Below are 26,882 nucleotides of genomic sequence, written 5' to 3'. Positions count from 1 at the left end.
CTATGACAGACCACAACCCGGCCATGAAACATAAATGGCTTATCCCGGCCGCCGCCATCATAGCGCTTTTCCTGGTCATTCTTTACGCACTGGGCCTTATTGGCGCGGGTGATAAAGTAGAGCCGGGCACTCAGGATATTGCGGCAAAACCTGTTCCGCCCAATGCCCGGACGCTCGTTGTCGGCCAGAGAAAAACCGATGACGTTCAGTTCTGGCCCGGCACGATCCGTTCGCGCACGGTCGCCAGGATTGCACCAAAATACACGACGCGCATCATCAGCATCGAAGTCAATGCCGGCGACAGTGTCAAAAAAGGTCAGGTACTCGCCAGGCTGGACGAGCGCGAAGCGACAGCCAGCCTGAATGAGGCTCATGCGCGACTGGCTGCGGCCAGAGCACAGGCTGCCCAGGCCATTGCCGATGAGAAGAGAATCAGAGTCCTCTATGAAAAACAGGCCGCCACGCGCGAGAATTATGACGCCGTCATTGCCCGCTCCAGAGCCGCGCAGGCCAATGTCAAGCAGGCGGCCAACGCCGTCGAGCAGTTGCGCGTCTCGTTAGGAGAGAACAGCCTGCGCGCGCCTTTCGACGGCATCATTTCCCAGCGCCTGAAAGAGCCGGGCGACATGGGATTGGCCGGCGAGCCTATCGTGGTCCTGCAAAAACCCGAAGATTTGCGCCTGGAAGTCGCGATTCCGAATTTCTGCGCCAGCCGCGTCCGTACCGGCATGGCAGTCGATGTGCGTGTCGACGCACTGGATAAGGTTTTAAAAGCCAAAATCGATGAGATTACGCCCCAAATCGATATAGAAACGCGCACCCAACTGGTCAAGGCCGCGCTGCCGAAGACCGAAGGTCTGCAACCGGGCCTCTTGGCTTGGCTGATGCTCAACTGTTCCGATGAGCATCAAGCCATCCTGATACCGGTATCCGCCGTGCTGCACTACGGCCAGCTCGAAGCGGTCACCATCGTTAAAGACGATCATGTTTATACGCGCCATATCCGCACCGGCAAGCAATACGGTGATGAAGTCGAAGTCCTGTCGGGCCTGCGCGACGGAGAAACCATACTGATCAACAGCGGTTCACCAGAATGAGCGAGCATCAACCCAAGACGGCCCAACCGGCCGACCCTGTAAAAAAAGACAGCTTCACGGTCAGTATCGTCAGACTGTTTACGACCTCGCAACTGTCGCTGCTGTTTCTGATCATCTCCCTGCTGGCCGGTGCGGCCGCATTGATATTGACGCCGCGCGAAGAAGATCCGCAGATCATCGTGCCGGTCATGGACGTGTTTGTGCAATACCCCGGCGCCAGCAGCGAGGAAGTCGAAAAGCTGGTCACGACGCCGGTGGAAGTCCTGCTGCGGCAGATCGACGGCGTGGAATATGTGTATTCGATGTCCAGGCCCGGCGAGGCCGTGATCACGGTCCGTTATCTGGTCGGTGAGGACCGCGAAAACAGCCTGATCAAAACACGCGATAAACTGCTGGCCAACCTGGACATCATACCGGCCGGCGTGGCCGGCTGGGTCGTCAAGCCCGTTGAAATCGACGACGTGCCGGTCGTGATGCTGACCCTGTCGCCGCAAAACCTGCTATATGATTCCATGAGCCTGCGGCGCATTGCCGATGAAGTGATCGAGCGGTTGCGCACGGTGGAAAACGTCGGCAAAAGCTGGGTCGTCGGCGCGGCCGAGCGGCGCATTTCCGTCTATCCCGATCCGGGTAAACTGGCCTCGCGCAACACCACGCTGCTGGAAATCAAACAGGCGCTGACGCAGGCCAACATCAACGTGCAGGCCGGCGCCTTCGAGCATAACAACCGCGAAATCCTGCTGGAAGCCGGCCCTTTCTATCGAACGCCTGAAGAAGTGGCTGCGACGGTCATTAAAAGCATCAATGGCCGGATCGTCTATCTGCGCGACGTCGCGCGCGTCGAGGACGGCCCTGCCGATACGCAGTATTACACGCGCATCGGTTTCGGCCCCGCCTCCGAGCACATGCACACGGTCGGACAGGCGGTAGGCGATCTGCCTCAGGCCGGCGAAGAAAGACAGATGGTGACGATCGCCATCGCCAAGCGCAAAGGCAGCAATGCCGTCAGTGTCGCCGAGGACGTCATTAAAGCCACGGAAGAATTACGCGGCACCCTGATTCCCGACGATGTTCTCGTGACCATTACGCGCGACTACGGCGAAACGGCCGACCATAAGGTCAACGAACTGGTCAAGCACCTGGGCATCGCGATCCTGACCATCATCGTGCTGCTGGCGCTAAGCCTGGGCCTGAAAGAATCGTTCATCGTTTCCATCGCCGTGCCGATGACGTTCGCCGTCACGCTGCTGCTGGATCTGATCTTCGGCTATACCATCAACCGCGTCACGCTGTTCGCGCTGATTCTGTCGCTGGGCTTGCTGGTCGACGACCCGATCGTCGACGTCGAGAACATCCACCGCCATTATAAGATGCGCAAGGAGCCACCGTTGCGCGCGCTGCTTACGGCCGTGGATGAAGTCCGGCCGCCGACCATTCTCGCGACCTTTGCCGTTATCCTGTCTTTCATTCCGATGTTTTACATCACCGGCATGATGGGCCCTTATATGGCGCCGATGGCCTTCAACGTGCCAATCGCGATGCTGATGTCCTTGATCATTGCCTTCACCGTGACGCCATGGGCCAGCTACCGTCTGCTGAAAGGCGATTACGGCAAAGGCCATGGCGAACCGTTCGAACTGAAGAAAAGCGCCGGTTATCGCATCTACAACGCCATTCTGGCGCCGCTGCTGGTTTCGCCACGGCGCGCCTGGCTGTTTATCGGCGTCATCATCCTTGCTTTCATCGCTTCTGCCCTGCTGGCCGCCACGCGTGCCGTGCCGCTCAAGCTATTGCCGTTCGACAATAAAAACGAACTGCAACTGGTCATCGACATGCCCAGGGGCGCGACACTGGAGCAAACCGACGAGGTCGCACGGGCTTTAGGCCGCTACCTGTCCACCGTTAATGAAGTGACCGATTATGAATCCTATATCGGTCTGGCCTCGCCGATGGATTTCAACGGCATGGTCCGGCATTACTACCTGCGCCAGGGGAGTTACGTCGGCGAAGTTCGCATCAACCTGATCGACAAGGAGCACCGCGCACAGCAATCGCATGATATCGCCCTGCGCATACGGCCTGAAGTCGAACGCATCGGCAAAGAGTACGGCGCCAAGCTTAAAATAGTCGAGCTGCCGCCCGGCCCGCCCGTGCTGTCGACCGTGGTTGCGGAAGTTTACGGTCCGCCTGAAGCAAGCTACAAGGACATCATTACCGTCTCCAACCGCATCAAAGCGGCCTTGGCCAAAACCGAAGGCGTGGTTGATGTCGACGACATGGTCGATGCCGAGCATGAAAAAATACACTTCCGCCTGAACCGCGAAAAAGCGGCCCTAAACGGCATCACGGCAGCACAGGTTGCAGAAACCCTGCAACTGGCAATGCAAGGTTCGGCGGCGGGTTCCGTGCATATCATGACCGAACGCAAGCAGCTGGAAATCTATCTGCAGCTGCCCCGGGGCATTCGTTCAACCGTACCCGATCTTTTGTCGCTGCGCGTTAAATCGGCCCAGGGCCATTTGGTGCCTCTAGGTGAAATCGGCAAGATGACCGTCGAATCAGGCGATCCGACCATCTACCATAAAAACCTGCATCGCCTGTCGTACGTGACGGCGGAAATGGCCGGCCGCAGCCCTGTTGAAGCGATACTGGATATGTTCGATTATTTCGACGAGAATCCTTTGCCTGACGGTTACTCAGCGGACATGGCTGGCGAAGGCGAATGGAAAATCACCGTCGACGTCTTCCGAGATCTGGGCCTAGCCTTTGCCGCGGCCATGGTCATGATTTACGTGTTGCTGGTCGGCCAGACCGGATCGCTGGGTATACCACTGGTCATGATGATCGCGATCCCGTTGACCATCATCGGCATCATGCCCGGCTTCTGGCTGCTGAACCTGTTCACGGAACCGGTAGCGGGCTACCCAACGCCGATCTATTTCACGGCCACGGCCATGATCGGCATGATTGCGCTGGCCGGCATCGTGGTCAGAAACTCGATCATCCTGATCGACTTCATCGAGCGCACCTACAACCGCGACGCCGAAACGACGTTGACCGAAGCCCTGATAGAAGCCGGCGCCATAAGGCTGACGCCGATCTTCCTGACCGCCGCCGCGGCCGTATTCGGTTCCGCGATCATCGTGCTGGACCCGATATTTTCGGGGCTGGCCTGGAGCTTTATATTCGGCATCGTGGCTTCCACGTTGTTCTCGCTGGTCGTAATTCCGGTGGTTTATTTCCTGATCAAGCGAAACAAGCCCAAAGAATTGGATATTGAAACGGAACTGTAAAAAGGATCGGTTATGAAATACCAAGGCAGCTGCCATTGCGGCGGGATTCGGTTCGAAGTGGAAGCGCCGGATGATTTACAGGTGGAAGAATGCAATTGCTCGATTTGCGCCAAGTCGGGCTTCCTGCATTTGATCGTGCCGAAATCGAAATTCCGGTTATTCAGCCCGGAAGACAATATCGCCACCTACACCTTCAATACCGGCGTGGCCAGACATACGTTCTGTAAAATATGCGGCATAAAGCCGTTTTATATTCCACGCTCAAACCCTGACGGTTACGATATCAATGTCCGCTGCCTGGATACGAAGCCCCGTTCGATAACCATAGAGCAATTCGACGGTCAAAACTGGGAAAATCATGCGCATAAACTGACTCATAAGAGCCAGGAAACCTGACAAATGCTAACGACAATAGAAAATAGTTAAACTGACCGCCACTGCCGCTGTCCATAAAAGCATGGCCGAGATTTCCGAAGAACGGTTACGAACGCATGTTTATAAGCTTGCTGGTGAAATTGGGCAACGCAACATATTTCATCCGCAAGCATTGGACGCGGCTGCACAGTATATTGCCGGGGAATGGCGCAACCAGGGCTATGAGGTCCGGCCGCTTGTTTACCTGGATCGAGGAGTCGAGCGGACCAATCTTGAAGTCACCCTTGAAGGCAAGAACCGCAGCCGCGAATACATTCTGGTGGGCGCTCATTATGATTCGGTCATCGGTAGCCCCGGCGCCAACGACAATGGCAGCGGCATCGCGGCATTGTTGGAGCTGTCGCGCCTGTTCAGCGAGGCGAAGCCCAATATCGGCCTTCGTTTCGTGGCTTTTGTCAATGAAGAACCGCCTTTTTTCTACGGTGACGACATGGGCAGCATGGTGTATGCAAAAGCCGCAAAGCGGCGCCGCGAGCCGATCCGCTTTATGATCGCGCTGGAAACCATCGCCTGCTACAAGGACAATCCAGGCAGCCAGACCTACCCGCCCATGCTTAAGTACTTCTATCCCGATACGGGCAACTTCATTGCCTTTGTGTCCAACCTGAGATCCCGAAGCGCCATGCTTGAAAGCGCCCAAGCCTTTTGCGCATCGACCGATTTTCCGCTGGAGACGATTGCGGCGCCGGACATAGTGCCGGGTGTCGCCTGGAGCGATCACTCGTCGTTCTGGCGGCACGGTTATAAGGCGTTTATGGTGACCGATACGGCGCTTTACCGGTATCCCCATTACCATATGCCCGATGATACGCCCGATCAGCTCGATTATGAGCCGTTTGCCAGAATGACGCAGGGCTTGTTTTTGATGTTGGCTTCGTTGACGGGTTAATAACAAGCTGTAGGGTCGAATTAATTCGACTCGGGACGTTTTGCTGCTGTTAAACTCTGTAGGTACGCATCGCATACCTTTTCAAAGTTTGTTGACTCTGAAAAGGTATGCGATGCGTACCCTACGCAAGATCTGCTACTTATCTGTCTCTACGGCTTCGGCCTTTTCCCGATAAGCCTTGATCCGGTCGAAGTTCAGATAGCGGTAGGTATCTGCCGCCGTTTCATCGATCTGACGCGCAAACTGCATATATTCCTCAACTGTTGGAATTCTGCCCAGGATCGAGCATACGGCCGCCAATTCCGCCGAGGCCAGATAGACGTTCGCGTTATTGCCCAGACGGTTAGGGAAGTTGCGCGTGGAGGTCGATACTACGGTCGCGCCGTCCGCGACCCTGGCCTGGTTGCCCATGCACAACGAGCAGCCCGGCATTTCCATGCGCGCGCCGGATTTGCCGAAAATGCCGTAATAGCCTTCTTCGGTCAGCTGAGACTGGTCCATTTTCGTCGGCGGCGACACCCAAAGCTGGGTCGGCAGCTGCCCGGCATGCTTATCGAGCAGTTTGCCGGCGGCGCGGAAATGGCCAATGTTGGTCATGCAGGAACCCAAAAAGACTTCGTCGATCTTGGTGCCGGCGACTTCCGACAACGGTCTGATGTCATCGGGATCATTCGGGCAGGCCAGGAGCGGCTCCTTGATTTCATTCAGGTCGATTTCGATGACTTCGAAGTATTCGGCATCGGCATCGGGCTCCAGCAATACCGGATTGTCCAGCCATTCCTGCATGGCCTTGATGCGGCGCTCGATCGTGCGCGCATCGCCGTACCCTTCGGTCAGCATCCATTTCAGCAGCGTGATGTTGGAATTGATGTATTCACGGATCGGCGCTTCGTTGAGACGTATCGTACAGCCGCCGGCCGAGCGTTCGGCCGAAGCGTCTGATAACTCAAACGCCTGCTCGACTTTCAGATCCGGCAAGCCTTCGATTTCCAGAATGCGGCCCGAGAACACGTTCTTCTTGCCTTTTTTCTCGACCGTCAGCAGACCGCGCTGAATCGCCGTGTACGGAATGGCGTTGACCAGATCGCGCAAGGTGATGCCGGGCTGCATTTCGCCTTTGAAGCGCACCAGCACGGATTCTGGCATATCCAGCGGCATGACGCCGGTAGCCGCCGCGAAAGCGACCAGGCCGGAGCCGGCCGGGAACGAAATGCCGATCGGAAAACGCGTGTGCGAATCACCGCCGGTGCCGACGGTGTCAGGCAGCAGCATGCGGTTCAGCCAGGAATGGATGATGCCGTCGCCAGGACGCAAGGATACGCCGCCGCGGTTCATGATGAAATCGGGCAAGGTATGCTGCATTTCCACGTCAACCGGTTTCGGATAGGCGGCGGTATGGCAGAACGACTGCATCACCAGATCAGCCGAGAAGCCCAGACAGGCCAAGTCTTTCAGCTCATCGCGCGTCATGGGGCCGGTCGTGTCCTGGGAGCCGACAGTGGTCATGTGCGGCTCGCAATAGGTGTTGGGCCGCACGCCGGCCATGCCGCAGGCTTTGCCGACAATCTTCTGCGCCAGGGTAAAGCCTTTGCCGGTGTCCGCCGGACTGCCCGGACGGCGGAATACGGTCGATGCCGTCAAGCCCAGCACCTTGCGCGCCCTGTCGGTCAGGCCGCGGCCGATAATCAGCGGGATACGGCCTCCGGCGCGAACTTCATCGAGCAACACATCGGTCTTGAGCGAGAATTCGGCGATGATTTCATCGCTGTCGTGGCGTTTGACCACGCCCTGATAAGGATAAATGTCGATCACATCGCCCATGTGCATGTTCGATACGTCGCACTCGAACGGCAAGGCGCCTGAGTCTTCCATCGTGTTGAAGAAAATCGGTGCGATCTTGCCGCCGATGCAGACGCCGCCGGCGCGTTTGTTCGGCACATACGGAATGTCGTTGCCGGTAAACCATAACACGGAGTTGGTGGCCGATTTACGCGATGAGCCGGTGCCGACCACATCGCCCACATAGGCGACCGGAAAGCCTTTCTGCTTGAGTTCTTCGATCTGCTGCTCGGCATTGGAGATGCCCTCCCGGGGCATTTTCAGCATGGCTTTGGCGTGCAGCGGAATATCGGGCCGCGACCAGGCATCAGGCGCCGGCGACAGGTCGTCGGTATTGGTTTCACCGGTGACTTTGAATACTGTCACGGTCAGTTTTTCAGGCACCTCGGGCTTGCTGGTAAACCATTCGGCCTCGGCCCATGATTTGAGCACCTGTTGGGCGAATTCATTGCCGGCTTCGGCTTTTTCCTGCACGTCATGGAAGGCGTCGAATATCAGCAAGGTATGCGAAAGCGCCTTGGCGGCAATCGGCGCCAGGGCCTTGTTATCGAGCAATTCGATCAGCGGCGCGATATTGTAGCCGCCCAGCATCGTACCCAGCAGTTCGGTGGCCCTGGCGGCATCGAGTATCGGTGAGATCACTTCGCCTTTGGCGATAGCGGCCAGAAAACCGGCCTTGACGTAAGCAGCTTCATCAACACCGGGCGGCACGCGATTGGCCAGCAAATCGAGCAGAAACGCCTCTTCGCCTGCCGGCGGCTGTTTGATCAGCTCAACCAAACCGGCAACCTGCTCTGCATTCAACGGTTTCGGAACTATTCCTTCAGCTGCGCGTTCTTCAACATGTTTGCGGTATTGATCTAGCATGATGCTCCTTGTAAATAAATCAGAAAATCGGTAGAAAAGAAGGTCATTTTAACAGATTCTTGAAAGCGAGGCGTCGTGAAGACACTTTATTACAGCCATGCCGATTTCCTGCTTCACGACACGGGCATAGATCATCCGGAAAGCGCCGACCGGCTCAGGAGCATAGCCAAGGCCCTGGCCGCTCCCGAGTTTTCGGGTTTGATCAGGGCGTCGCCGCCGCCCGGCACCGAGCAGCAAATCAGGCTGATCCATACGCAAGCTCATATCGATGCCATTTTGAATGCCGTGCCCCTGCATGGATTGCGTTATCTGGATTCCGATACGGTACTTTCGCCCGGCTCTGGCAAAGCCGCCTTGCGGGCTGTGGGCACTGTCTGCGATGCGGTCGACAGGATCCTGGCCGATGAAGCCGACAATGCATTTTGCGCGGTGCGCCCGCCCGGCCATCATGCCGAATCCGAACGGGCCATGGGCTTTTGCCTGTTCAATAATATTGCCATCGCGGCCGAATACGCCCGCACGCATCATCAACTCAAACGCATCGCTATCGTGGACTTTGACGTCCATCACGGCAACGGCACGCAGACGGCTTTTTATGAGCAGCCCGCCGTGCTTTATGCCTCCAGCCATGAAGTACCGCATTATCCCGGCACGGGCTATCCGAGTGAAACCGGCGTCGGCAATATCATTAACGTGCCGCTGGCCGCCGGCGAGTCAGGCCTGGAGTTCAGGCAAAAATACAGCCGGATAATTCTGCCGGCGCTAAGAGCCTTCAAACCGGAACTGCTGCTGGTTTCAGCGGGTTTTGATGCGCACAGGGACGATCCTCTGTCATCGATCAGGCTCGTCGAAGACGATTATCGATGGCTTACCCAGGAACTGATGGAGATTGCAGGCATCTATTGCGGAGGCAGGATGATTTCAATACTGGAAGGCGGCTACAACCTGAACGCTCTGGCTGCCAGTGTCGCTGTTCACGTCAAGACGCTGCTGGCATCCGAGGTGCAAGCCGGCAAATAACTACTCATTTTCACTGTTTTTCAGGGAGCAGGCATGACAACTCGATACATTTATTCTTTTCACGAAGGCGACGGTAAAAATAAGGTGTTGTTAGGCGGCAAAGGCGCCAATCTTTGCGAGATGACCCAGATCGGCCTGAATGTGCCCCCAGGATTCGTCATCACGACGGAAGCCTGCCTGGATTACCTGAAAAATCAGCAACTGCCTCCTGGCTTAATGGATGAAGTCAAGCTGCAGACGCGTGTAGTTGAACAGGCGACAGGCAAGAAATTCGGCGCGCCGGTCAGACCATTGCTGATTTCGGTACGCTCCGGGTCGGCGATGTCCATGCCGGGCATGATGGATACGATCCTGAATCTGGGTTTGAACCAAACCACATTGGAAGCGCTAATAGAAGAAACGCAAGATCCGCGTTTCGGCTTTGATGCCTATCGACGCTTTATTCAGCTGTTCGGCAAAGTTGCGTTGGGTATAGCCGATGAAAAGTTCGATGTGCATTTCGACAATATCAAGAAACAGGCCGGCATCAAGGCCGATACAGATCTGGACGCCGGCCACCTGAAACAAATCTGCGAACTGTTTTTACAGGTGGTGCGCGATGAGACCGGCCGGCCGTTTCCCGAAGACGTGTATGAACAGCTGGAACTGTCCATTAAAGCCGTATTCAATTCCTGGATGGGCAAACGCGCGGTCGATTACCGGCGCGAATTCCGCATCACGCCGGCAATGGCAAATGGCACGGCCGTGAATATCGTGGCGATGGTGTTCGGCAACATGGGCAATGATTGCGCGACCGGCGTCGGCTTTACGCGCAATCCGGGCACCGGCGCCAATGAAATGTACGGCGAGTATCTGGTCAATGCCCAGGGTGAGGATGTCGTCGCCGGCATCCGCACGCCCAAGCCGGTTCAGGAACTGGCCACGGAAATGCCGGATATGTATCGGCAGCTGGTTGAACTGCGCGACAAACTCGAAAGCCATTACCGCGAAGTTCAGGACTATGAGTACACGATAGAGCGTGGCGTGCTTTACTGCCTGCAAACCCGCAATGGCAAAATGAATGCCGCCGCCATGGTCAGAACCTCGGTCGAAATGACCAATGAAGGACTGATCGACAAGGAACGGGCGCTATTGCGCATTGATCCGGAATTGCTGGAGCAATTGCTGCATCCGCAACTGGACCCGAACAACAAGATACCCGCGCTGACACAGGGACTGCCGGCATCGCCGGGCGCTGCCTGCGGCAAATGTGTATTTGATGCGAATATTGCCGAAATGATGGGTCGTGCCGGCGAAAAAGTCATCCTGCTGCGCGAGGAAACTAGACCTGAGGACATCCACGGCTTTTTTGCCGCCCAGGGCATACTGACCAGCCGGGGCGGCAAAACTTCTCACGCCGCGGTGGTCGCGCGCGGCATGGGCAAAGCCTGCGTAGCCGGCGCCGAGGATATCAAGATCGATGTCAGGTCACGCCAGGCCATGGTCGGCAATGTCCACATACAGGAAGGCGACATCATCACCATTGATGGTGGCTCCGGCTTGATTTATCTGGGCGAGATCCCAACTATCACGCCGTCTTTTTCCGGTGATCTCCAAACCTTATTATCCTGGGCCGATCACTACGCGGAATTGAAGGTATATGCCAATGTCGATACGCCGGCCGGCGCGCGCCTGGCCATCGATTACGGCGCCGCCGGCATCGGGTTATGCCGCACGGAACGGATGTTCAATGCCAAGGACCGCTTGCCGCTGGTTATCGATATGATACTGGCCGATAATCAAAAAAGCCGCGAAGCCGCATTGAAAAAACTGTTCCCGATACAACGGGAGGACTTTGTGCAGCTGTTTACGGTTATGGCGCCTCTCCCGGTCACGGTACGCCTGCTCGATCCGCCCATGCATGAATTTCTGCCTAATGAGCAACAGTTAAAGGACGAAATACAGGCGCTCCAGCAGTATGAAATTATTGCCAAAGGTCAGCGTGTCACATTGGAGATGCTGGGCGAACATGATGAACTGCCGGCACCGTTCAATCTTCTTGGCAAGGATGCCATTCGCAAAACCATCGCCAAAAAGCAGTTGATGCTGAAAAAAGTCCGCGATTTGTACGAAGTCAATCCGATGCTTGGCCATCGCGGCGTGCGCCTGGGCATGTCTTATCCTGAAATTTACCAGATGCAGATCCGTTCCATCCTCGAAGCCGCCGCCCTCTGCATTCAGCAAGGGCTTAGCATCGCTCCGGAGATCATGGTCCCGCAAGTCATTACCGCACAGGAGCTGAGACGAGTCAGAGAGTATGTCATCGCCATACAGCAGGAAATTGAAGCCGGCTATGGTCTCAAACTGAATTTCAAATTCGGCACCATGATCGAGACGGTGCGCGCCTGTACGCGTGCCGGGCAACTGGCGGAAGTCGCCGAGTTCTTTTCGTTCGGCACCAATGACTTGACGCAGGCGACCTTCTCCTTCTCGCGAGAGGATGCCGAAAACAAGTTCCTGCCACTGTATAACGAAGTCGGGCTGCTTGAGGATAACCCGTTTGAAGTGCTGGATGTCAAAGGCGTCGGCCAGTTAATGAAGATGACCGCGGAACTGGGCCGCAAAACCCGGTCCAATATCAAAATCGGCATCTGTGGTGAACAGGCCGGGCATCCCCAGTCCATCCGTTTTTGCCACTATATCGAACTGGATTATGTCTCCTGCTCGGCACCGCGCATACCAGTCGCAAGGCTCGCCGCCGCGCATGCAAAACTGCTGGAGACTGACTACAGGGAAAGTGAGGAGTCGTGCGATTGATCAGCCATTGTTATTTTGAGTTTTTTTAACCTCGAAGAACACGAAGTTCACGAAGACTTTAAAAAGGCAGGAGATGTCTCGTCATTTCTCTGGATTCGCCACACATGGGGCTTATTCGATAGGGCACCTACCTCCTGCATGAACTGCATGGATGGAGTGAATGCAGATATTGCATAACGCCATGGATGGCGTGTAGTAGAGCAACGCAGGAGCAGTTGCCGAGGAGCAAATATCTGTCCAAGTCGTTCGGGGTTTTATAATTCAAATCAATCGCATTAAGGCGACTGCCAAAATTAGGCGTTTTAAGCGAAGTCGCCTCACATTCATTGGAAAAAATGAAATTTCTGATTCAGGGCATTGGCCAATGCCAAAATAATTATTTGCACAAAAATGAGCCCCCAGAAGTAAAGCCCGAAAAGCACCATCTTTACTTGTGTTTGCGATTGTTCGGTGTGCCGTTTGACAAAAAGAACGCCGCCAATGACGGCAATAGTCACCATGGCGACACCGATGATGGCAAGATTCATCATCAATCCTTGACCGGAGGCGGCGCCAGTACGACTCTTGAGCCATTGGACTCGGCCGGACTGACAACGCCGGCCGCTTCCATATCCTCGATCATGGTGGCGGCGCGGTTATAGCCGACCTTGAAGCGCCGCTGCACACTGGAAATCGAGGCCTTGCGCGATTCGGTGACAAACTGCACAGCCTCATCATACAGCGGATCAGTCTCCGCGCCGCCACCGCCACCACCGCCACCCATGCTGAAGCCATCACTGGAATCGGACGATTCGCGCGTGATTTCATCCAGGTAATTGGCGGGAGCCGTTTTCTTCAAAAATTCGACGACCCGATGAACTTCATGGTCATCGACAAACGCACCATGAGCCCGAATCGGAATACTGGTGCCGGATGGCAAAAACAGCATGTCGCCATTACCCAACAGAGCTTCGGCCCCGCCCTGGTCGAGAATCGTGCGCGAATCGATCCTTGATGAAACCTGAAATGAAATTCGCGTCGGCACGTTGGCCTTAATCAGGCCGGTCAGCACGTCAACCGACGGGCGCTGGGTCGCCAGAATCAAATGGATGCCGGCGGCCCTGGCTTTCTGGGCCAGACGCGCGATCAGTTCTTCGACCTTCTTGCCGACAATCATCATCATGTCGGCCAATTCGTCGATGACGATGACGATGCTCGGCAACGTTGTTAATATCGGAAACTCCTCCCCTTCTTCGAGTTCTCTGACCAGTTGGAACATCGGGTCTCTGATGGTCTCTCCCCGAGCCTCGGCGTCTTCAATCAGCTGGTTGAAGCCGGCCAGGTTCCTGACGCCCATCTTGGACATCAACTTGTAGCGCCGCTCCATTTCGGCAACGGCCCAGCGCAAGGCGTTGCTGGCCTCTTTCATGTCGGTCACGACGGGCGTCAGTAAATGGGGAATGCCTTCATACACTGACAATTCCAGCATTTTGGGATCGATCATGATCATGCGCACCTGCGCCGGTGTCGCTTTATAGAGCAGGCTGAGAATCATGGTGTTGATCGCGACCGATTTTCCCGAGCCTGTCGTACCGGCCACCAGGGCATGGGGCATTTTGCCGAGATCGGCGACGACAGGTGCACCTGAAATATCCTTACCCATAGCCAACGTCAGCAGGGATTTCGATTTTTCAAAATTCTTTGAGGCCAGCAGTTCGCGCAAGGTCACCATTTCGCGTTCGCGATTCGGAATTTCAAGGCCGATAACCGATTTGCCCGGAATCACTTCGACAATGCGCACACTGGTCACTGACAAAGCCCGCGCCAGATCCTTGGACAGACCGCTGATGCGGCTGACTTTAACGCCGGCAGCCGGCTGCAATTCAAACCGCGTAATAACGGGACCTGGCAGCACGCCGACGACTTCCACGACGACATTAAAGTCCTCAAGAATATTCTCGACCAGTCTTGACATTTCCTCCAGGTCGCTGTCGGAGTAACCCTTAACGCGCGTATCACGCTCATCCAATAGCGTTAAAGGTGGCAATACACCTTCGCCAGCAATAGAAAAATCGGTAGGCTGCTGTTTTTTTACTTTGCTTGTTTTTTCAACCTTTTCAAAGATGGCTATTTCCGCCTTTTCAAGAATAGGTACAGCTTTTCCCACAGTCTTTTCAATAACGGGCACTGCTTCGATCGCAGGCAACATTTTCATCTTGGGCTTTTTCTTAACCTCAGATTTCTCAGCGGGAAACTCAGGCGCCTGAACCCGAGAGGAAGGTTTCACTGATATTTCAATCCGATTGAGCGGGCTCATCTGCCAGAGACTCATGATTTTAAGCCCTAGAAAACGGCAGAGTATGACTGTGGATTTACCGATCATATCAAGCAACGTTATCCAGGACAGCCCAGTGAACAGCGTAACGCCAGCCAATAATACGACTAATAGGAATAAAGTCGTACCTGAATTACCAAATACAATCAGCAAAGCATCCCCGGTCTCCTGGCCTAAAATGCCTCCTGTGCTGCCCGGCAATTCAATCCTGACTCTTAACAGATGCAAATAAAATAAAGCCGCTCCCGAAACAATGGTGGCCAGAAGTCCTGACCAGCGCAGTGCCGCAATGACTTTGCTGCCTGTTGACGTGCCCTGTCTGTATATCAGATAACCATACCAGGAGATCATGGCCGGAAACAGATAGGCGGTTAAACCAAAAATACTGAGAGCAAAATCAGAAAGCCAGGCCCCGACGACGCCGCATGCGTTAGTGACTGTTTGTGCCGCGCCGCTATGCGACCAGCCGGCATCCTCATTGCTAAAAGTGATCAGCGAAATTAGAAAGAATAATGCGCCAGCTGAAAACCCCAGTAAGGCGACCTCGCGCAAACCCCGAAAAGTTTTTTCTTCCATCACAGCAGCCATGTAATAACTCGTCAGATAATATTTCTAATAAAACATAATTATAGGCGAATGATCACATATTTTACATTAGAAGTATACCCACTAAGCGCCTGCGCATTTCCTTCGAAACATTAGAGAATAAAGTTTACGAAACAGTATTTCGCCTTCATAATTCTTAAAGATTTGTCTATTTTGCCCTTTGGAGGATTTTTGATGAGTGACGTCAAACACTGCCGTCTTTTGATTCTTGGTTCCGGCCCTGCCGGATACACGGCTGCCGTCTACGCCGCGCGCGCCAACCTGAATCCGGTTATCATCACTGGCATGCAACAAGGTGGTCAATTAACCACTACCACAGAGGTTGATAACTGGCCCGGCGATGTTGAAGGTTTGCAAGGTCCGGATCTGATGGAAAGAATGCGTAAACATGCGGAACGATTCGATACCGAGATTATTTTCGACCATATCCATACAGCCGATTTATCAGCCCGCCCTTTTAAATTGACCGGTGATGCCAGCAGTTATACCTGTGATGCGCTAATTATTGCTACCGGCGCCTCAGCACGTTATCTAGGATTGGAATCGGAAGAAGCTTTTAAAGGCAAAGGTGTTTCGGCCTGCGCGACTTGCGACGGTTTTTTCTATAGAAACAAACCAGTAGCGGTCATTGGCGGCGGCAATACCGCTGTTGAAGAGGCATTGTATTTATCGAATATCGCCTCAAAAGTCACTATTGTTCATCGCCGCGACAAGTTCCGTTCCGAAAAAATCCTGTCCAGCAAGTTGCTTGAAAAAGCGGAAAACGGCAATGTAACCATCGAATGGAATCATACGCTGGATGAAGTTTTGGGTGATGATATGGGGGTTACAGGCATCAGAATCAAAAATACCCACGACGGTTCAACCAAGGAACTGGACGTACACGGCGTTTTTATTGCAATCGGCCACACGCCCAACTCGAGCATTTTTGAAGGCCAGCTTGATATGGAAAATGGCTACATTAAAGTGAAAAGCGGCATTCATGGCAATGCCACGGCAACAAGTGTCGAAGGCGTATTTGCTGCCGGTGATATCATGGATTCCGTTTATAAACAAGCAGTCACTTCAGCTGGAGCAGGCTGCATGGCCGCTCTCGATGCAGAAAAATTCCTGGATGAATTAGCATAGGAGATAGGCAGAAATACAAAGACGCAAGGTAGAAAATGATTTTCCGCCTTGTATCTTTTGTCTGCATTATGCAACTGACAATTCTAGATCCGAATGATCCGGATGAAGATTTCCCGCCATTAAGCAAAGCGCTACGAGAACCCGACGGTTTACTTGCGGTAGGCGGCTGCCTGTCAAAAACGCGATTGCTCAAAGCTTATCGAAACGGAATCTTTCCCTGGTATAATCCTGAAGACCCCATACTCTGGTGGTCACCCGATCCCCGATTGGTCTTATTTCCGGACAAACTGATTGTTTCCCGCAGTTTGCGCAAGACCCTGCGAAAAAACAATTTTTCAATAACCTTCGATCAGGCGTTTGATAAAGTCATCAATGCCTGCGCTTCGCTCCGAAAAAACAGTTCGGGCACCTGGATAACTGATGAAATAACCGAAGCTTATAATGAGTTGTACCGACTTGGCTTTGCCCATTCTGTAGAAGCTTGGTGCGATGGCATACTGGTCGGCGGATTATATGGTGTTGCTCTGGGCCGGGTTTTTTTTGGCGAATCCATGTTTCATACCATGACTAATGCCTCCAAAGTAGCCTTTGTCAGTCTGGTCGAACAACTTAAATCATGGGATTACCAGCTAATAGACTGTCAAGTGCATACCAGTCACTTAGAAAGCCTGGGCGCCCAAGAAATTGACCGAACCTATTTTGTAGAGTTGCTTAATCAATATTGCGATATTTCCGCCAATAAATCTGCCTGGAAACATCAATGACAACGATTTCTATCCCGCTATTTCTGACTCAGGAATACGATTGTAGTTACCTGGATGGTGAACAGGCACAGTCCGCATTCGTGCATCCGACATTTCAATTGACTACGCCTGTCTATTCACAACTGATAGAACAGGGATTTCGTCGCAGTGGTAATCACGTCTATGTTCCCAAATGTCTTCAGTGTTCCGCCTGTATTCCGGCGAGGCTGGCAGTCAATGAATTCAAGGCCAACAGAAACCAGAAGCGCTGCCTGAAAAAGAACAGCCAAACGCGAGTCATCGTTAAACCGCCTGTTTTTGAACGACAGCATTACGATATGTATATGCGTTATCAGAAAATGAGACACGGTGATGGCTCCATGGCACATTCCAGTCCCGATGAGTATCTCGCTTTCCTGGGCAGTTCGTGGTGCGATACCCGTTTTGTGGAATTTTCGATCAATAACGAATTGGCGGGCATAGCGGTAGTTGATTACCTTGATAATGCCTTATCCGCTGTTTATACGTTTTTTGATCCTGAACTTTCCAGCTACAGTCTCGGCGTTTATGCCGTACTATGGCAAATTGAACAGGCAATACGACAACAACTGGAATATTTATACCTGGGCTTCTGGATAAAAAACTGTAAAAAAATGTCTTATAAGAGTGAATATCAACCTTTACAGTTATTTATTGATAATTGTTGGACTGAATTAACCCTTTAAACAAACCCCTCTTTCGATACACACGTTTGTTGTTAAAAACAAGCTTATGCTATCATTGGCGGTTTTATATTACCTGGATCAAAACAAATGGCAAAAGAAGACCAAATTGAAATGGAAGGCAAGGTGATTGACACTCTTCCGAATACCATGTTCCGCGTTGAACTGGAAAACGGTCACATTGTGACAGCGCATATCTCCGGAAAAATGCGTAAACATTACATCCGTATTCTTACTGGGGATAAAGTTAAAGTTGAAATGACGCCCTACGATTTAACCAAGGGCCGCATCACATTCCGCATGCGCTAATCCCATTGTTCATGGGACAGCGCATGCTTCCTGATCGATTAGCTGTTTTCCGGCACACTTAGCTCTCTGCTTTCTATAGCGAAGGCGAGATCATTATTTTCCACATAAATCCGCACATCACCGCCATGCGCCAACTTGCCGAATAGCAAATCATTAGCAAGAGGCTTCTTGATTTTTTCCTGAATCAACCGCGCCATAGGTCTTGCTCCCATTTTGGGGTCGCAGCCATTTTCAGCCAGCCACAATCGGGCATCGGGTTCCAATGTCAGCGCTACATGCTTCTCTGCAAGCAAAGCCTCGAGTTCAAAGATGAACTTATCGACCACATGCCCGACAATTGAAATATCCAGCGGTTTAAACTGGATAATGGCGTCCAGACGGTTACGGAACTCAGGCGAGAAACCTTTTTCGATAACTTTCATGCTGTCGGTGGCATGATCCTGCTGGGTAAAGCCAATGGAGGCACGACTGCCTTCTTCCGCTCCGGCATTCGTGGTCATGACCAGAATGATATTCCGAAAATCGGCCTTACGTCCGTTATTATCGGTCAATGAACCATGATCCATGACTTGCAGCAACAGATTGAACACATCCGGATGGGCTTTTTCCAATTCATCAAGTAACAATACGGCATGTGGATGCTTGGTCACTTGCTCGGTCAGCAACCCTCCCTGATCGAAGCCCACATAACCGGGAGGCGCACCAATCAATCTCGAAACCGTATGCCGCTCCATGTATTCGGACATGTCAAAACGGATCAGTTCGACGCCCAGTACTTTCGCCAGTTGCCGCGTCACTTCGGTTTTACCTACACCCGTAGGTCCTGCAAACAGGAATGCGCCGATCGTTTTTTGCGATTCACGCAAGCCCGCACGCGATAATTTTATCGCCGAAGCTAATGCCGAAATCGCCTCATCCTGGCCGAAAACCAGCATTTTCAGGTTTTTCTCCAAATTCGCCAGCTTATCTATATCATTGGAAGAAACGGATTTTGCGGGAACTCTGGCTATCTTTGAAACAATCTCTTCGATTTCAGCAGCATCAATAACTTCTTTGCGATTAGCCTCAGGCATCATACGCTGCCTTGCGCCCGCTTCATCAATGACATCGATGGCTTTGTCGGGCAAATGCCGGTCCGTGATATAGCGGTCCGATAATTCCGCAGCCAGACGCAAGGCTTCAGCGGAATATTTTACGTCGTGATGGTCCTCAAAGCGGGATTTGAGCCCCTTTAGAATGAGGATAGTATCCTCAACGGAGGGCTCGGCGATATCGACTTTCTGGAATCTGCGCGCCAACGCATGATCTTTCTCAAAAATACCGCGATACTCTTGATAGGTGGTAGAGCCGATACAGCGCAACTGGCCGGAAGCCAGCACTGGCTTAATCAGATTGGAAGCATCCATGACGCCGCCCGAAGCAGATCCCGCCCCGATAATGGTATGAATCTCATCAATGAACAGAATCGAATCAGGCTCCTTCTTCAACTGACTGACCAGGGCCTTAAGACGTTTCTCAAAATCCCCTCTGTATTTGGTACCGGCAACCAGAGCCCCCAAATCCAAGGCATAAATGGTACTATTCAGCAGAATTTCGGGCACATCCTCCTCGACAATTCTTTTCGCCAGACCTTCCGCGATGGCCGTTTTACCAACGCCCGCTTCGCCTACCAATAAAGGATTATTTTTACGGCGACGGCAGAGTATCTGAATGGTCCTTTCGACCTCTAGCTGTCGTCCGATCAATGGATCTATCCGTCCCTGCAGCGCCTCTTCATTGAGATTGACCGCATATTTATCCAATGGACTGCCTGAAGCATCAGGGTCTGAACTGCCAACTTCTGATGCCCGTTCGTCAGAAGACTCTTTCTCCTGCTCTACTTTTGAAATGCCATGCGCCAGATAATTAACCACATCCAGACGGGATATATCCTGCTTGTTCAACAGATAAACCGCATGGGAATCCTGTTCGCTAAACAAGGCTACGAATAAATTGGCTCCGGAAACCTCTTTCTTGTCTGATGCCTGCACATGAAAAACAGCGCGCTGAAGGACTCGTTGAAAACCTAACGTAGGCTGAGTTTCCCGTTGCACGCCTTCCGGAATCAATGACATAGTTTCATCAATGAATTGAGTCAATTGGGCGCGCAGCAACTTAATATCGCATCCACACGCTCTTAGAATCGGCTCTGCAGAAGCATTATCGAGCAGTACCAGCAGCAAATGCTCAACCGTGATAAATTCATGTCGCTTGTCATGCGCATTTTTAAAAGCATGATTCAATGTAATTTCAAGTTCTTTGCTTAACATAATTTATCTCTCCAACCTATGCTTCTTCCATTGAACACAATAATGGATGATGATGCTCTCGTGAATATTCGTTGACTATATAAACCTTGGTTTCAGCAACATCTTTGGAATACGTACCACATACACCCACACCTTGCGTATGCACCTGCAACATCACCTGCGTCGCTTTTTCTTCAGACATAGCAAAAAAGTCCATTAGAATCTCAATTACAAAGTCCATCGGTGTAAAATCATCGTTTAACAAGATGACTTTGTATAAAGGTGGTCGTTTTAATTTAGGCTTGGCTTCTTGGACAACCAAACCGTCATCATTATCTTTAGATGGATCAAAATCAGACATATAAACCAAATAACATTAAGTATTTTAAGAGCCTACCATAGTGCCAATATCAGTAAATTTCAACCCTAAGCATAATAAAATACAGCCACTCTTCCGAATAGCAAAAAATTTATTCCTAAGCGTTAACTATTCGTCTCTAGAAAACACTTGCGACACCAGTTTGACTTATTTCACAAGTAGAGTTCAAAAATCTTTACGAACATAAGATAGCCAAATCAAGTAAAATATCATTTTTCACAGCTGGAATTCATCAATGGTTTGGAAACCACACGTCACAGTTGCTGCCGTGATTGAGCAGAACAATCGTTTTTTAATTGTTGAAGAAGAAACCTCCAATGGCATTCAATTTAACCAACCTGCTGGCCATCTTGAAAAGGATGAGGATTTGATTGCGGCCGTCAAACGTGAAGTTTATGAAGAAACCGCCTGGCATTTTGAGCCGGAGCACATTGTATCGATTCAACTTTGGCGAAAAAATCCGGAATTTCCGAGTTTCGTAAGAGTCTGTTTTTCCGGGCTATGCCATTCGTACAACCTAAACCAGAAACTGGATGACGGCATTATTGCCACCCATTGGTTAACCCGTGACGAAATAGCCGCCAAAGAGCATCGTTTGCGAAGTCCGTTAGTGCTTATCACGGTAGAAGAATACCTGAGCGGGCAACGCCATCCATTATCACTACTAAAATCATTTCTCGATCTTGATCATGCGTAAAAACATAATCGTCGGTATGTCCGGCGGTGTCGATTCATCCGTAACAGCATTACAACTTCTGGAACAGGGTCATCAGGTTACCGGTTTATTCATGAAAAACTGGGAAGAAGATGACGGCACCGAATACTGCACAGCCATGGAAGACCTCGCTGATGCACAACAGGTTTGCGACAAACTGGGTATCGAATTAAAAACCATCAATTTTGCTGCCGAATACTGGGATGAAGTATTTGAAGTCTTTTTGTCCGAATTTCAGGCGGGCCGCACGCCCAACCCGGATATTCTCTGCAATAAGCACGTCAAGTTTAAAGCCTTCCTGAATTACGCGATTGAAGATCTGGGCGCGGAATACATTGCCACAGGACATTATGCCCGAGTCAGCGAGAAAAACGGCGAATACTTCTTATTGAAAGGACTCGATCCCGGCAAAGAGCAAAGTTATTTTCTTTATACACTGGGGCAAAAACAGTTGGCTCGCACCTTATTTCCGATAGGGCATCTGCATAAAACCGAAATCAGGGCTCTAGCCAAAAAGGCCGGCTTCGCCAACCACAAGAAGAAAGACAGCACCGGTATCTGCTTTATAGGCGAGCGCAAATTCAAGGAGTTCCTGCAACGGTATCTGCCGACCCAACCCGGCGAAATGCGCACACCGGAAGGCAAATATATCGGCCCGCACCAGGGCTTGATGTATTACACATTGGGGCAACGCCAAGGCCTTGGCATAGGCGGCGTTAAAGATGCGCCGGACGAGCCGTGGTATGTTCTCGAAAAAGACCTCGAAAACAATGTTCTTATCGTCGGACAGGGTCACAATCATCCGCTAATGTTGCATAATGTGCTGGAAGCCAGCCAGCTGGACTGGTGCAGCAATAAGCCGTTAACCCAGCCAATACGCTGTAGCGCCAAGACGCGTTACCGCCAGCCGGACCAGCCTTGCCGCCTGGAGTCTATAGGCAACGACCGTTGCAAAGCAGTTTTCGATCAGCCGCAAAGAGCCATTACACCAGGCCAATCCGTCGTTTTCTATGACGGCGAAATCTGCCTCGGCGGCGGCATTATTGAATCCAAAGCTAATGAATGACATCTAAAAACCTTTCAGTGCGAAGCCATGCTGCTACTTAGCACCTGCATGGCTTCCTCGTAACAAAAATATCAAAAACATTCGGACTAACCCATGACTAATTTTGCTCTTACCGCTATTTCTCCCATTGACGGCCGCTATGCCGATAAAGTGAAAGAATTACGGCCTATTTTCAGCGAATACGGCCTGATTCGTTTTCGTGTGCAAGTTGAAGTGCGCTGGCTGCAGGCATTGGCTGCTCATCCGCAGATTACCGAGGTCAGCCCGCTAAGTGATTCCGCCAAGCAATTATTAAACAGCATCGTCGATAACTTCTCGGAAGCCGATGCGCAACGCGTTAAAGACATCGAGAAAACCACCAATCATGATGTCAAAGCCGTTGAGTATTTACTCAAGGAAAAAATAGCCGGCCATGCCGAACTGGAAAAAGTCAGCGAATTCATTCATTTTGCCTGCACATCGGAAGACATCAACAACCTGTCTTACGCCTTGATGCTGAAGGAAGGCCGTGCAGTCATTGCCGCGCAAATCGCCGACTGCATCAATGCGATCAAGGCAATCGCCGTGGAAACGGCCGGACAGCCCATGCTGTCGCGCACTCACGGTCAATCGGCCAGTCCGACCACTGCCGGCAAGGAATTCGCCAATGTGGCCGCGCGCATGCTGCGTCAGAAAGAGCAACTGGAAAGTGTCGCCTTATTAGGCAAAATCAACGGCGCTGTCGGCAATTACAACGCTCATGCTGTCGCTTATCCCGATGTGGACTGGGCCGAGTTTGCCAAAAACTTCGTCGAATCCTTGGGACTGCAATGGAATCCCTATACTATCCAGATCGAGCCGCATGACTATATTGCCGAATTTTTCCACGCGCTGTCACGCTTCAACACGATCCTGCTCGATTTCGACCGTGATGTCTGGGGTTATATTTCACTGGGTTATTTTCGCCAAAGAACGATTGCCGGCGAAATCGGCTCATCGACAATGCCTCACAAAGTCAACCCGATCGATTTTGAAAATTCGGAAGGCAATTTAGGCATTGCCAATGCCCTGTTCTCATTTTTGGCCGAAAAATTGCCGGTTTCACGCTGGCAGCGCGATTTGACCGACTCAACCGTGCTCAGAAATATCGGTGTCGGCATTGCTCACACCAGCATCGCAATCCAGGCCAGCTTGAAAGGCATTTCCAAATTACAGATCAATGCCGAAGCCATCGAAGCCGATCTGAATGCCAACTGGGAAGTACTGGCCGAGCCGATCCAAACCGTCATGCGCCGTTACGGCATTGAAAAACCTTATGAGAAATTAAAAGAACTGACCCGCGGCCAGCGCATTACGCCCGAGCAGCTTCAGGCTTTCATCGAAAATCTGGAGATACCGGCCGAAGCCAAAACGGCCTTGCTGGGACTAACACCCCGCAATTACACCGGTTATGCTGAAAAACTGGCCAAAGATATTCAATAACCATTTTTTGTGACCTGAGTCACATTATGAATTACTGATTTCCGAGATAATCCCATGCGATTGTCGTCCAGGTTAACTTTCTCCCTTGTTCAGCTAACTTGACAATCAGACCTTCTGGCTGTGTCGCCGCTCCTGGCACAGCCCCTTTTATTCCAGCAAGACAATCACGGCTTTCCGGCATTACAATAGCGCACAGTTTTTACTCATCGGCCTATCGTGCTCAATATCATCTGGATATTCTTTTTCATCGCCGCTTTTTTCACTGCGCTGTTTAAACTGCTCTTCCTTGGAGATCAACAGGTTTTTGCGCAAATCATGGCCGCGATGTTCAGCCTGTCGAAATCGGCGTTTGAAATCTCAATAGGCCTTACCGGCGTCCTGGCGTTATGGCTGGGCATTATGCGCATCGGCGAGCGCAGCGGATTTATCCAGCTATTGACCCAAGGTCTGACACCGCTATTCAGCCGTTTAATGCCCGATATCCCCAACGGCCATCCCGCGCTAGGCGCCATAGTCATGAATATCTCCGCCAATGCTCTGGGACTGGATAACGCCGCCACGCCAATGGGCATTAAAGCCATGAAGGAACTGCAATCGCTGAATCCGCATCCTGAAACCGCCAGCAACGCGCAAATACTGTTTCTGGTTATCAACACCTCGGGCGTCACACTGTTTCCGGTCACGATTTTCACTTACCGGGCACAGCTGGGCGCCGTTAATCCGACCGATGTGTTTATTCCAATTTTATTGGCGACTTATATTTCCACACTGGGTGGGCTGCTTGCCGTGGCATTCGTGCAGAAAATCAATCTGCTCGACAAAGTCGTCCTGGCTTATCTGGGCGGACTCACCCTGCTTGTAGGCGGCATCATCAGTTATTTTTCAAGCCTGCCCCAGCAGCAAATGCTTGAGCAATCGGCCTTGATCAGTAATGTCATTCTGTACACACTGGTTGTCGCATTTATTTTCGGCGCCATTTATAAAGGCATCAATGCCTATGAGGCTTTTATCGATGGCGCCAAAGAAGGCTTTCAGACTGCGATTACCATCATCCCTTACCTGGTCGCCATGCTGGTCGCCATCGGAGTATTCAGGGCCAGCGGCGCTTTGGACCTGCTCGCAGACCTGGCGCGCTATCTGACGTCCCTGTTCATGATCGACGACCGCTTTATCGACGCGCTGCCCACTGCGCTGATGAAACCCTTCAGCGGCAGCGGCGCCCGGGCCATGATGATCGACACGATGAAAACGATGGGCGCTGATTCGTTTGCCGGACGTCTGTCTTCGATCGTGCAGGGCAGCACTGAAACCACTTTTTACGTGCTGGCCATTTACTTTGGCGCGGTCGGTATCAAAAATATCCGCCACGCTGCCGCTTGTGGGATAATAGCGGATTTTGCGGGCATTTTGGCCGCCATTTTTGTTGCCTATTGGTTCTTCGGATGATTTTATGAATATCCACCTTAAAACGCTCGGTTGCCGTCTTAACGAAGCGGAACTGGAAACCTGGGCTCAGGCTTTTCAAAAAGCCGGCCATCACATAACGCGGCAGGCGGAAGCCGCCAATCTCGTCGTTATCAATTCCTGCGCCGTGACTCAGGACGCCGCCAGAAAATCGCGTCAGCTGATTCGGCGCATACACCGGGACAATCCGGCGGCCAAACTGGTCGTCAGCGGCTGCTATGCCACTTTAAACGAAGATGAAGCGGCGCAGTTAATGGGCGTCGACCTGGTTGTCAGCAATAAAGACAAGGATCAGCTGGTCGAAAAAACCTTAACCGCGCTCAACATGGACAGCATGCCGGCCATGTCGACGGAACCGGGAGAGATTTCCTTGTTCACGCGCGGCCGGCAACGCGCCTTTGTCAAGGTTCAGGACGGCTGCCGCTATCGCTGCACGTTCTGCATCGTGACCGTCGCACGCGGCATCGAGCGCAGCCGGTCTGTCGCGGACGTTATCGATGAAATCAACGCGCTGCACCGGCAGAACATCGACGAAGTCATCCTGACCGGCGTGCATTTGGGCGGCTACGGCAGTGACCTGGGCAATAATCTATCGGACCTGATCAAGGCCATCCTGGCCGAAACAGACATCTCTCGACTGAGACTGGGCTCCCTGGAACCGTGGGAATTGTCGGACGACTTTTTTGCGCTGTTCGATAACCCGCGCTTGATGCCGCACTTGCACCTGCCCTTGCAGAGCGGTTCGGATTCAGTGCTCAGACGCATGGCGCGGCGTTGCAAAACCGACGAGTTTTCCGCCATCGTGAACCGGTTGCGCGCGCATATCCCGCACTTCAATATCACGACTGATATCATCGTCGGCTTCCCCGGCGAAACCGAACAGGAATGGAGGGACAGTTTCGATTTCATCGAGCAAACCGGTTTCGGCCATATCCATATCTTCACTTATTCGCCGCGCGAAGGCACTAAGGCGGCCACGCTGCCTGATCAGTTATCCAATGACATCAAAAAACAGCGCAGTCAGCAGCTTCACGAACTGGCCAACATCATGAAGCGGCAGTTTTTCGAAGTCAATGTCGGCAATGAGTTTCCGGTATTGTGGGAAGGCTATAGCGAAGAGCTCGATGCCGGCAAAAAGCGGGTGTTTGGCTATACGCCCAATTATCTGCGCGTAGGCTGTGTGATAAATCAGAACGAATCGCTTGAGAATCAGGTTATTAAAGCTAGATTAACAGCGGTTGCTGAAAATTACCTTGTCGCCCAACTTGCTGAATAAATGCTTGAACATGGGCACAACACAGCCTGATCTATCCTAATCCGGGAGTTTAGCTTTAAGTTAAAATGATATATCATTTGTCGATAGCTCAACATGCAGCTGTATTAGATTCTGCTCTACTGATTTTAGCATCTTAGGACATCAATGAAGGGAAGCTTTTCAATTGCTTCTCAAT

The 26,882-nt window shown here is 52.1% G+C and carries 20 protein-coding genes; 15 read left to right on the top strand and 5 right to left on the bottom strand.

Translation table 11 applies throughout. The features are described from left to right. The first annotated feature begins 2 nt into the window (after window positions 1-2). From METLU_RS0105020 to METLU_RS0105005, 4 genes are all read left to right on the top strand, one after another. The gene (locus METLU_RS0105020) at window positions 3-1,097 is read left to right on the top strand and encodes an efflux RND transporter periplasmic adaptor subunit (protein ID WP_027157275.1); all 1,095 of its coding nucleotides are present in this window, start codon (window positions 3-5) and stop codon (window positions 1,095-1,097) included. Beyond that, on the top strand, window positions 1,094-4,390 hold the full coding sequence (locus tag METLU_RS0105015) for an efflux RND transporter permease subunit (protein WP_027157274.1): 3,297 nt from the start codon (window positions 1,094-1,096) through the stop codon (window positions 4,388-4,390). Before METLU_RS0105020 ends, METLU_RS0105015 begins: the two co-directional genes overlap by 4 nt. Window positions 4,391-4,402: 12 nt before the next feature. Beyond that, a complete protein-coding gene (locus tag METLU_RS0105010) occupies window positions 4,403-4,786 on the top strand; it encodes a GFA family protein (protein ID WP_027157273.1) in 384 nt (127 codons plus the stop codon). A gap of 61 nt (window positions 4,787-4,847) precedes the next feature. Beyond that, window positions 4,848-5,714, top strand: a complete 867-nt coding sequence (locus METLU_RS0105005) for a M28 family peptidase (protein ID WP_036242856.1) — start codon at window positions 4,848-4,850, stop codon at window positions 5,712-5,714. 135 nt (window positions 5,715-5,849) lie between these two features. Here METLU_RS0105005 and acnB read toward each other — a convergent pair whose 3' ends face one another. Next, window positions 5,850-8,420, bottom strand: a complete 2,571-nt coding sequence (acnB, locus tag METLU_RS0105000) for a bifunctional aconitate hydratase 2/2-methylisocitrate dehydratase (protein WP_027157271.1) — start codon at window positions 8,418-8,420, stop codon at window positions 5,850-5,852. A gap of 75 nt (window positions 8,421-8,495) precedes the next feature. On the opposite strand from acnB, the gene METLU_RS0104995 reads away from it, so the two are divergent. Continuing rightward, window positions 8,496-9,440 (top strand): histone deacetylase family protein, encoded by a 945-nt coding sequence (locus METLU_RS0104995; RefSeq protein WP_027157270.1) that lies wholly within the window; start codon window positions 8,496-8,498, stop codon window positions 9,438-9,440. Between the two features lie 33 nt (window positions 9,441-9,473). Next, window positions 9,474-12,236, top strand: a complete 2,763-nt coding sequence (gene ppdK, locus METLU_RS0104990) for a pyruvate, phosphate dikinase (protein WP_027157269.1) — start codon at window positions 9,474-9,476, stop codon at window positions 12,234-12,236. Window positions 12,237-12,559: 323 nt separating this feature from the next. Here ppdK and METLU_RS0104985 read toward each other — a convergent pair whose 3' ends face one another. Both METLU_RS0104985 and METLU_RS0104980 read right to left on the bottom strand, forming a co-directional pair. Beyond that, window positions 12,560-12,766 carry a hypothetical protein gene (locus METLU_RS0104985; protein ID WP_231383549.1) on the bottom strand — a complete coding sequence of 69 codons (207 nt, stop codon included), beginning with the start codon at window positions 12,764-12,766 and terminating at the stop codon, window positions 12,560-12,562. Next, window positions 12,766-15,138, bottom strand: a complete 2,373-nt coding sequence (locus METLU_RS0104980; RefSeq protein WP_027157267.1) for a DNA translocase FtsK — start codon at window positions 15,136-15,138, stop codon at window positions 12,766-12,768. Before METLU_RS0104980 ends, METLU_RS0104985 begins: the two co-directional genes overlap by 1 nt. Before the next feature lie 192 nt (window positions 15,139-15,330). Between METLU_RS0104980 and trxB the strand changes: the two genes are divergently transcribed. The 4 genes from trxB (at window position 15,331) to infA (ending at window position 18,058) form a co-directional block, all read left to right on the top strand. Next, the gene (trxB, locus tag METLU_RS0104975) at window positions 15,331-16,284 is read left to right on the top strand and encodes a thioredoxin-disulfide reductase (RefSeq protein ID WP_027157266.1); all 954 of its coding nucleotides are present in this window, start codon (window positions 15,331-15,333) and stop codon (window positions 16,282-16,284) included. Between the two features lie 68 nt (window positions 16,285-16,352). After that, window positions 16,353-17,048, top strand: coding sequence for a leucyl/phenylalanyl-tRNA--protein transferase (gene aat / locus METLU_RS0104970; RefSeq protein ID WP_027157265.1), 696 nt, complete (start codon window positions 16,353-16,355; stop codon window positions 17,046-17,048). Further along, window positions 17,045-17,752: an arginyltransferase gene (locus METLU_RS0104965; protein WP_027157264.1), complete on the top strand. Its 708-nt coding sequence runs from the start codon at window positions 17,045-17,047 to the stop codon at window positions 17,750-17,752. Before aat ends, METLU_RS0104965 begins: the two co-directional genes overlap by 4 nt. Before the next feature lie 87 nt (window positions 17,753-17,839). Continuing rightward, the gene (infA, locus tag METLU_RS0104960) at window positions 17,840-18,058 is read left to right on the top strand and encodes a translation initiation factor IF-1 (protein WP_020157601.1); all 219 of its coding nucleotides are present in this window, start codon (window positions 17,840-17,842) and stop codon (window positions 18,056-18,058) included. Window positions 18,059-18,096: 38 nt separating this feature from the next. On the opposite strand, the gene clpA is transcribed toward infA, so the two are convergent. Both clpA and clpS read right to left on the bottom strand, forming a co-directional pair. Beyond that, complete coding sequence (clpA, locus tag METLU_RS0104955; RefSeq protein ID WP_027157263.1) at window positions 18,097-20,367, bottom strand: ATP-dependent Clp protease ATP-binding subunit ClpA; 2,271 nt, start codon at window positions 20,365-20,367, stop codon at window positions 18,097-18,099. 16 nt (window positions 20,368-20,383) lie between these two features. After that, window positions 20,384-20,707, bottom strand: a complete 324-nt coding sequence (gene clpS / locus METLU_RS0104950) for an ATP-dependent Clp protease adapter ClpS (RefSeq protein WP_027157262.1) — start codon at window positions 20,705-20,707, stop codon at window positions 20,384-20,386. Window positions 20,708-20,960: 253 nt separating this feature from the next. Between clpS and METLU_RS0104945 the strand changes: the two genes are divergently transcribed. The 5 genes from METLU_RS0104945 to mtaB all read left to right on the top strand — a co-directional run bounded on the left by METLU_RS0104945 (window position 20,961) and on the right by mtaB (window position 26,707). Further along, complete coding sequence (locus METLU_RS0104945) at window positions 20,961-21,422, top strand: NUDIX hydrolase (protein ID WP_027157261.1); 462 nt, start codon at window positions 20,961-20,963, stop codon at window positions 21,420-21,422. Beyond that, a complete protein-coding gene (gene mnmA / locus METLU_RS0104940; RefSeq protein WP_027157260.1) occupies window positions 21,415-22,506 on the top strand; it encodes a tRNA 2-thiouridine(34) synthase MnmA in 1,092 nt (363 codons plus the stop codon). The genes METLU_RS0104945 and mnmA overlap by 8 nt, the downstream gene beginning before the upstream one ends. A 93-nt stretch (window positions 22,507-22,599) precedes the next feature. Further along, the gene (gene purB / locus METLU_RS0104935; protein WP_027157259.1) at window positions 22,600-23,967 is read left to right on the top strand and encodes an adenylosuccinate lyase; all 1,368 of its coding nucleotides are present in this window, start codon (window positions 22,600-22,602) and stop codon (window positions 23,965-23,967) included. A gap of 216 nt (window positions 23,968-24,183) precedes the next feature. After that, window positions 24,184-25,413 carry a nucleoside recognition domain-containing protein gene (locus tag METLU_RS0104930; protein WP_027157258.1) on the top strand — a complete coding sequence of 410 codons (1,230 nt, stop codon included), beginning with the start codon at window positions 24,184-24,186 and terminating at the stop codon, window positions 25,411-25,413. 4 nt (window positions 25,414-25,417) lie between these two features. Further along, window positions 25,418-26,707, top strand: a complete 1,290-nt coding sequence (gene mtaB, locus METLU_RS0104925) for a tRNA (N(6)-L-threonylcarbamoyladenosine(37)-C(2))-methylthiotransferase MtaB (RefSeq protein ID WP_027157257.1) — start codon at window positions 25,418-25,420, stop codon at window positions 26,705-26,707. Window positions 26,708-26,882: the final 175 nt, after the last annotated feature.

Source organism: Methylobacter luteus IMV-B-3098 (assembly GCF_000427625.1).
Classification (GTDB): domain Bacteria; phylum Pseudomonadota; class Gammaproteobacteria; order Methylococcales; family Methylomonadaceae; genus Methylobacter; species Methylobacter luteus.
Note: the sequence above shows the minus strand (reverse complement) of the source record. Positions and strands in the feature narration are given on the sequence as shown.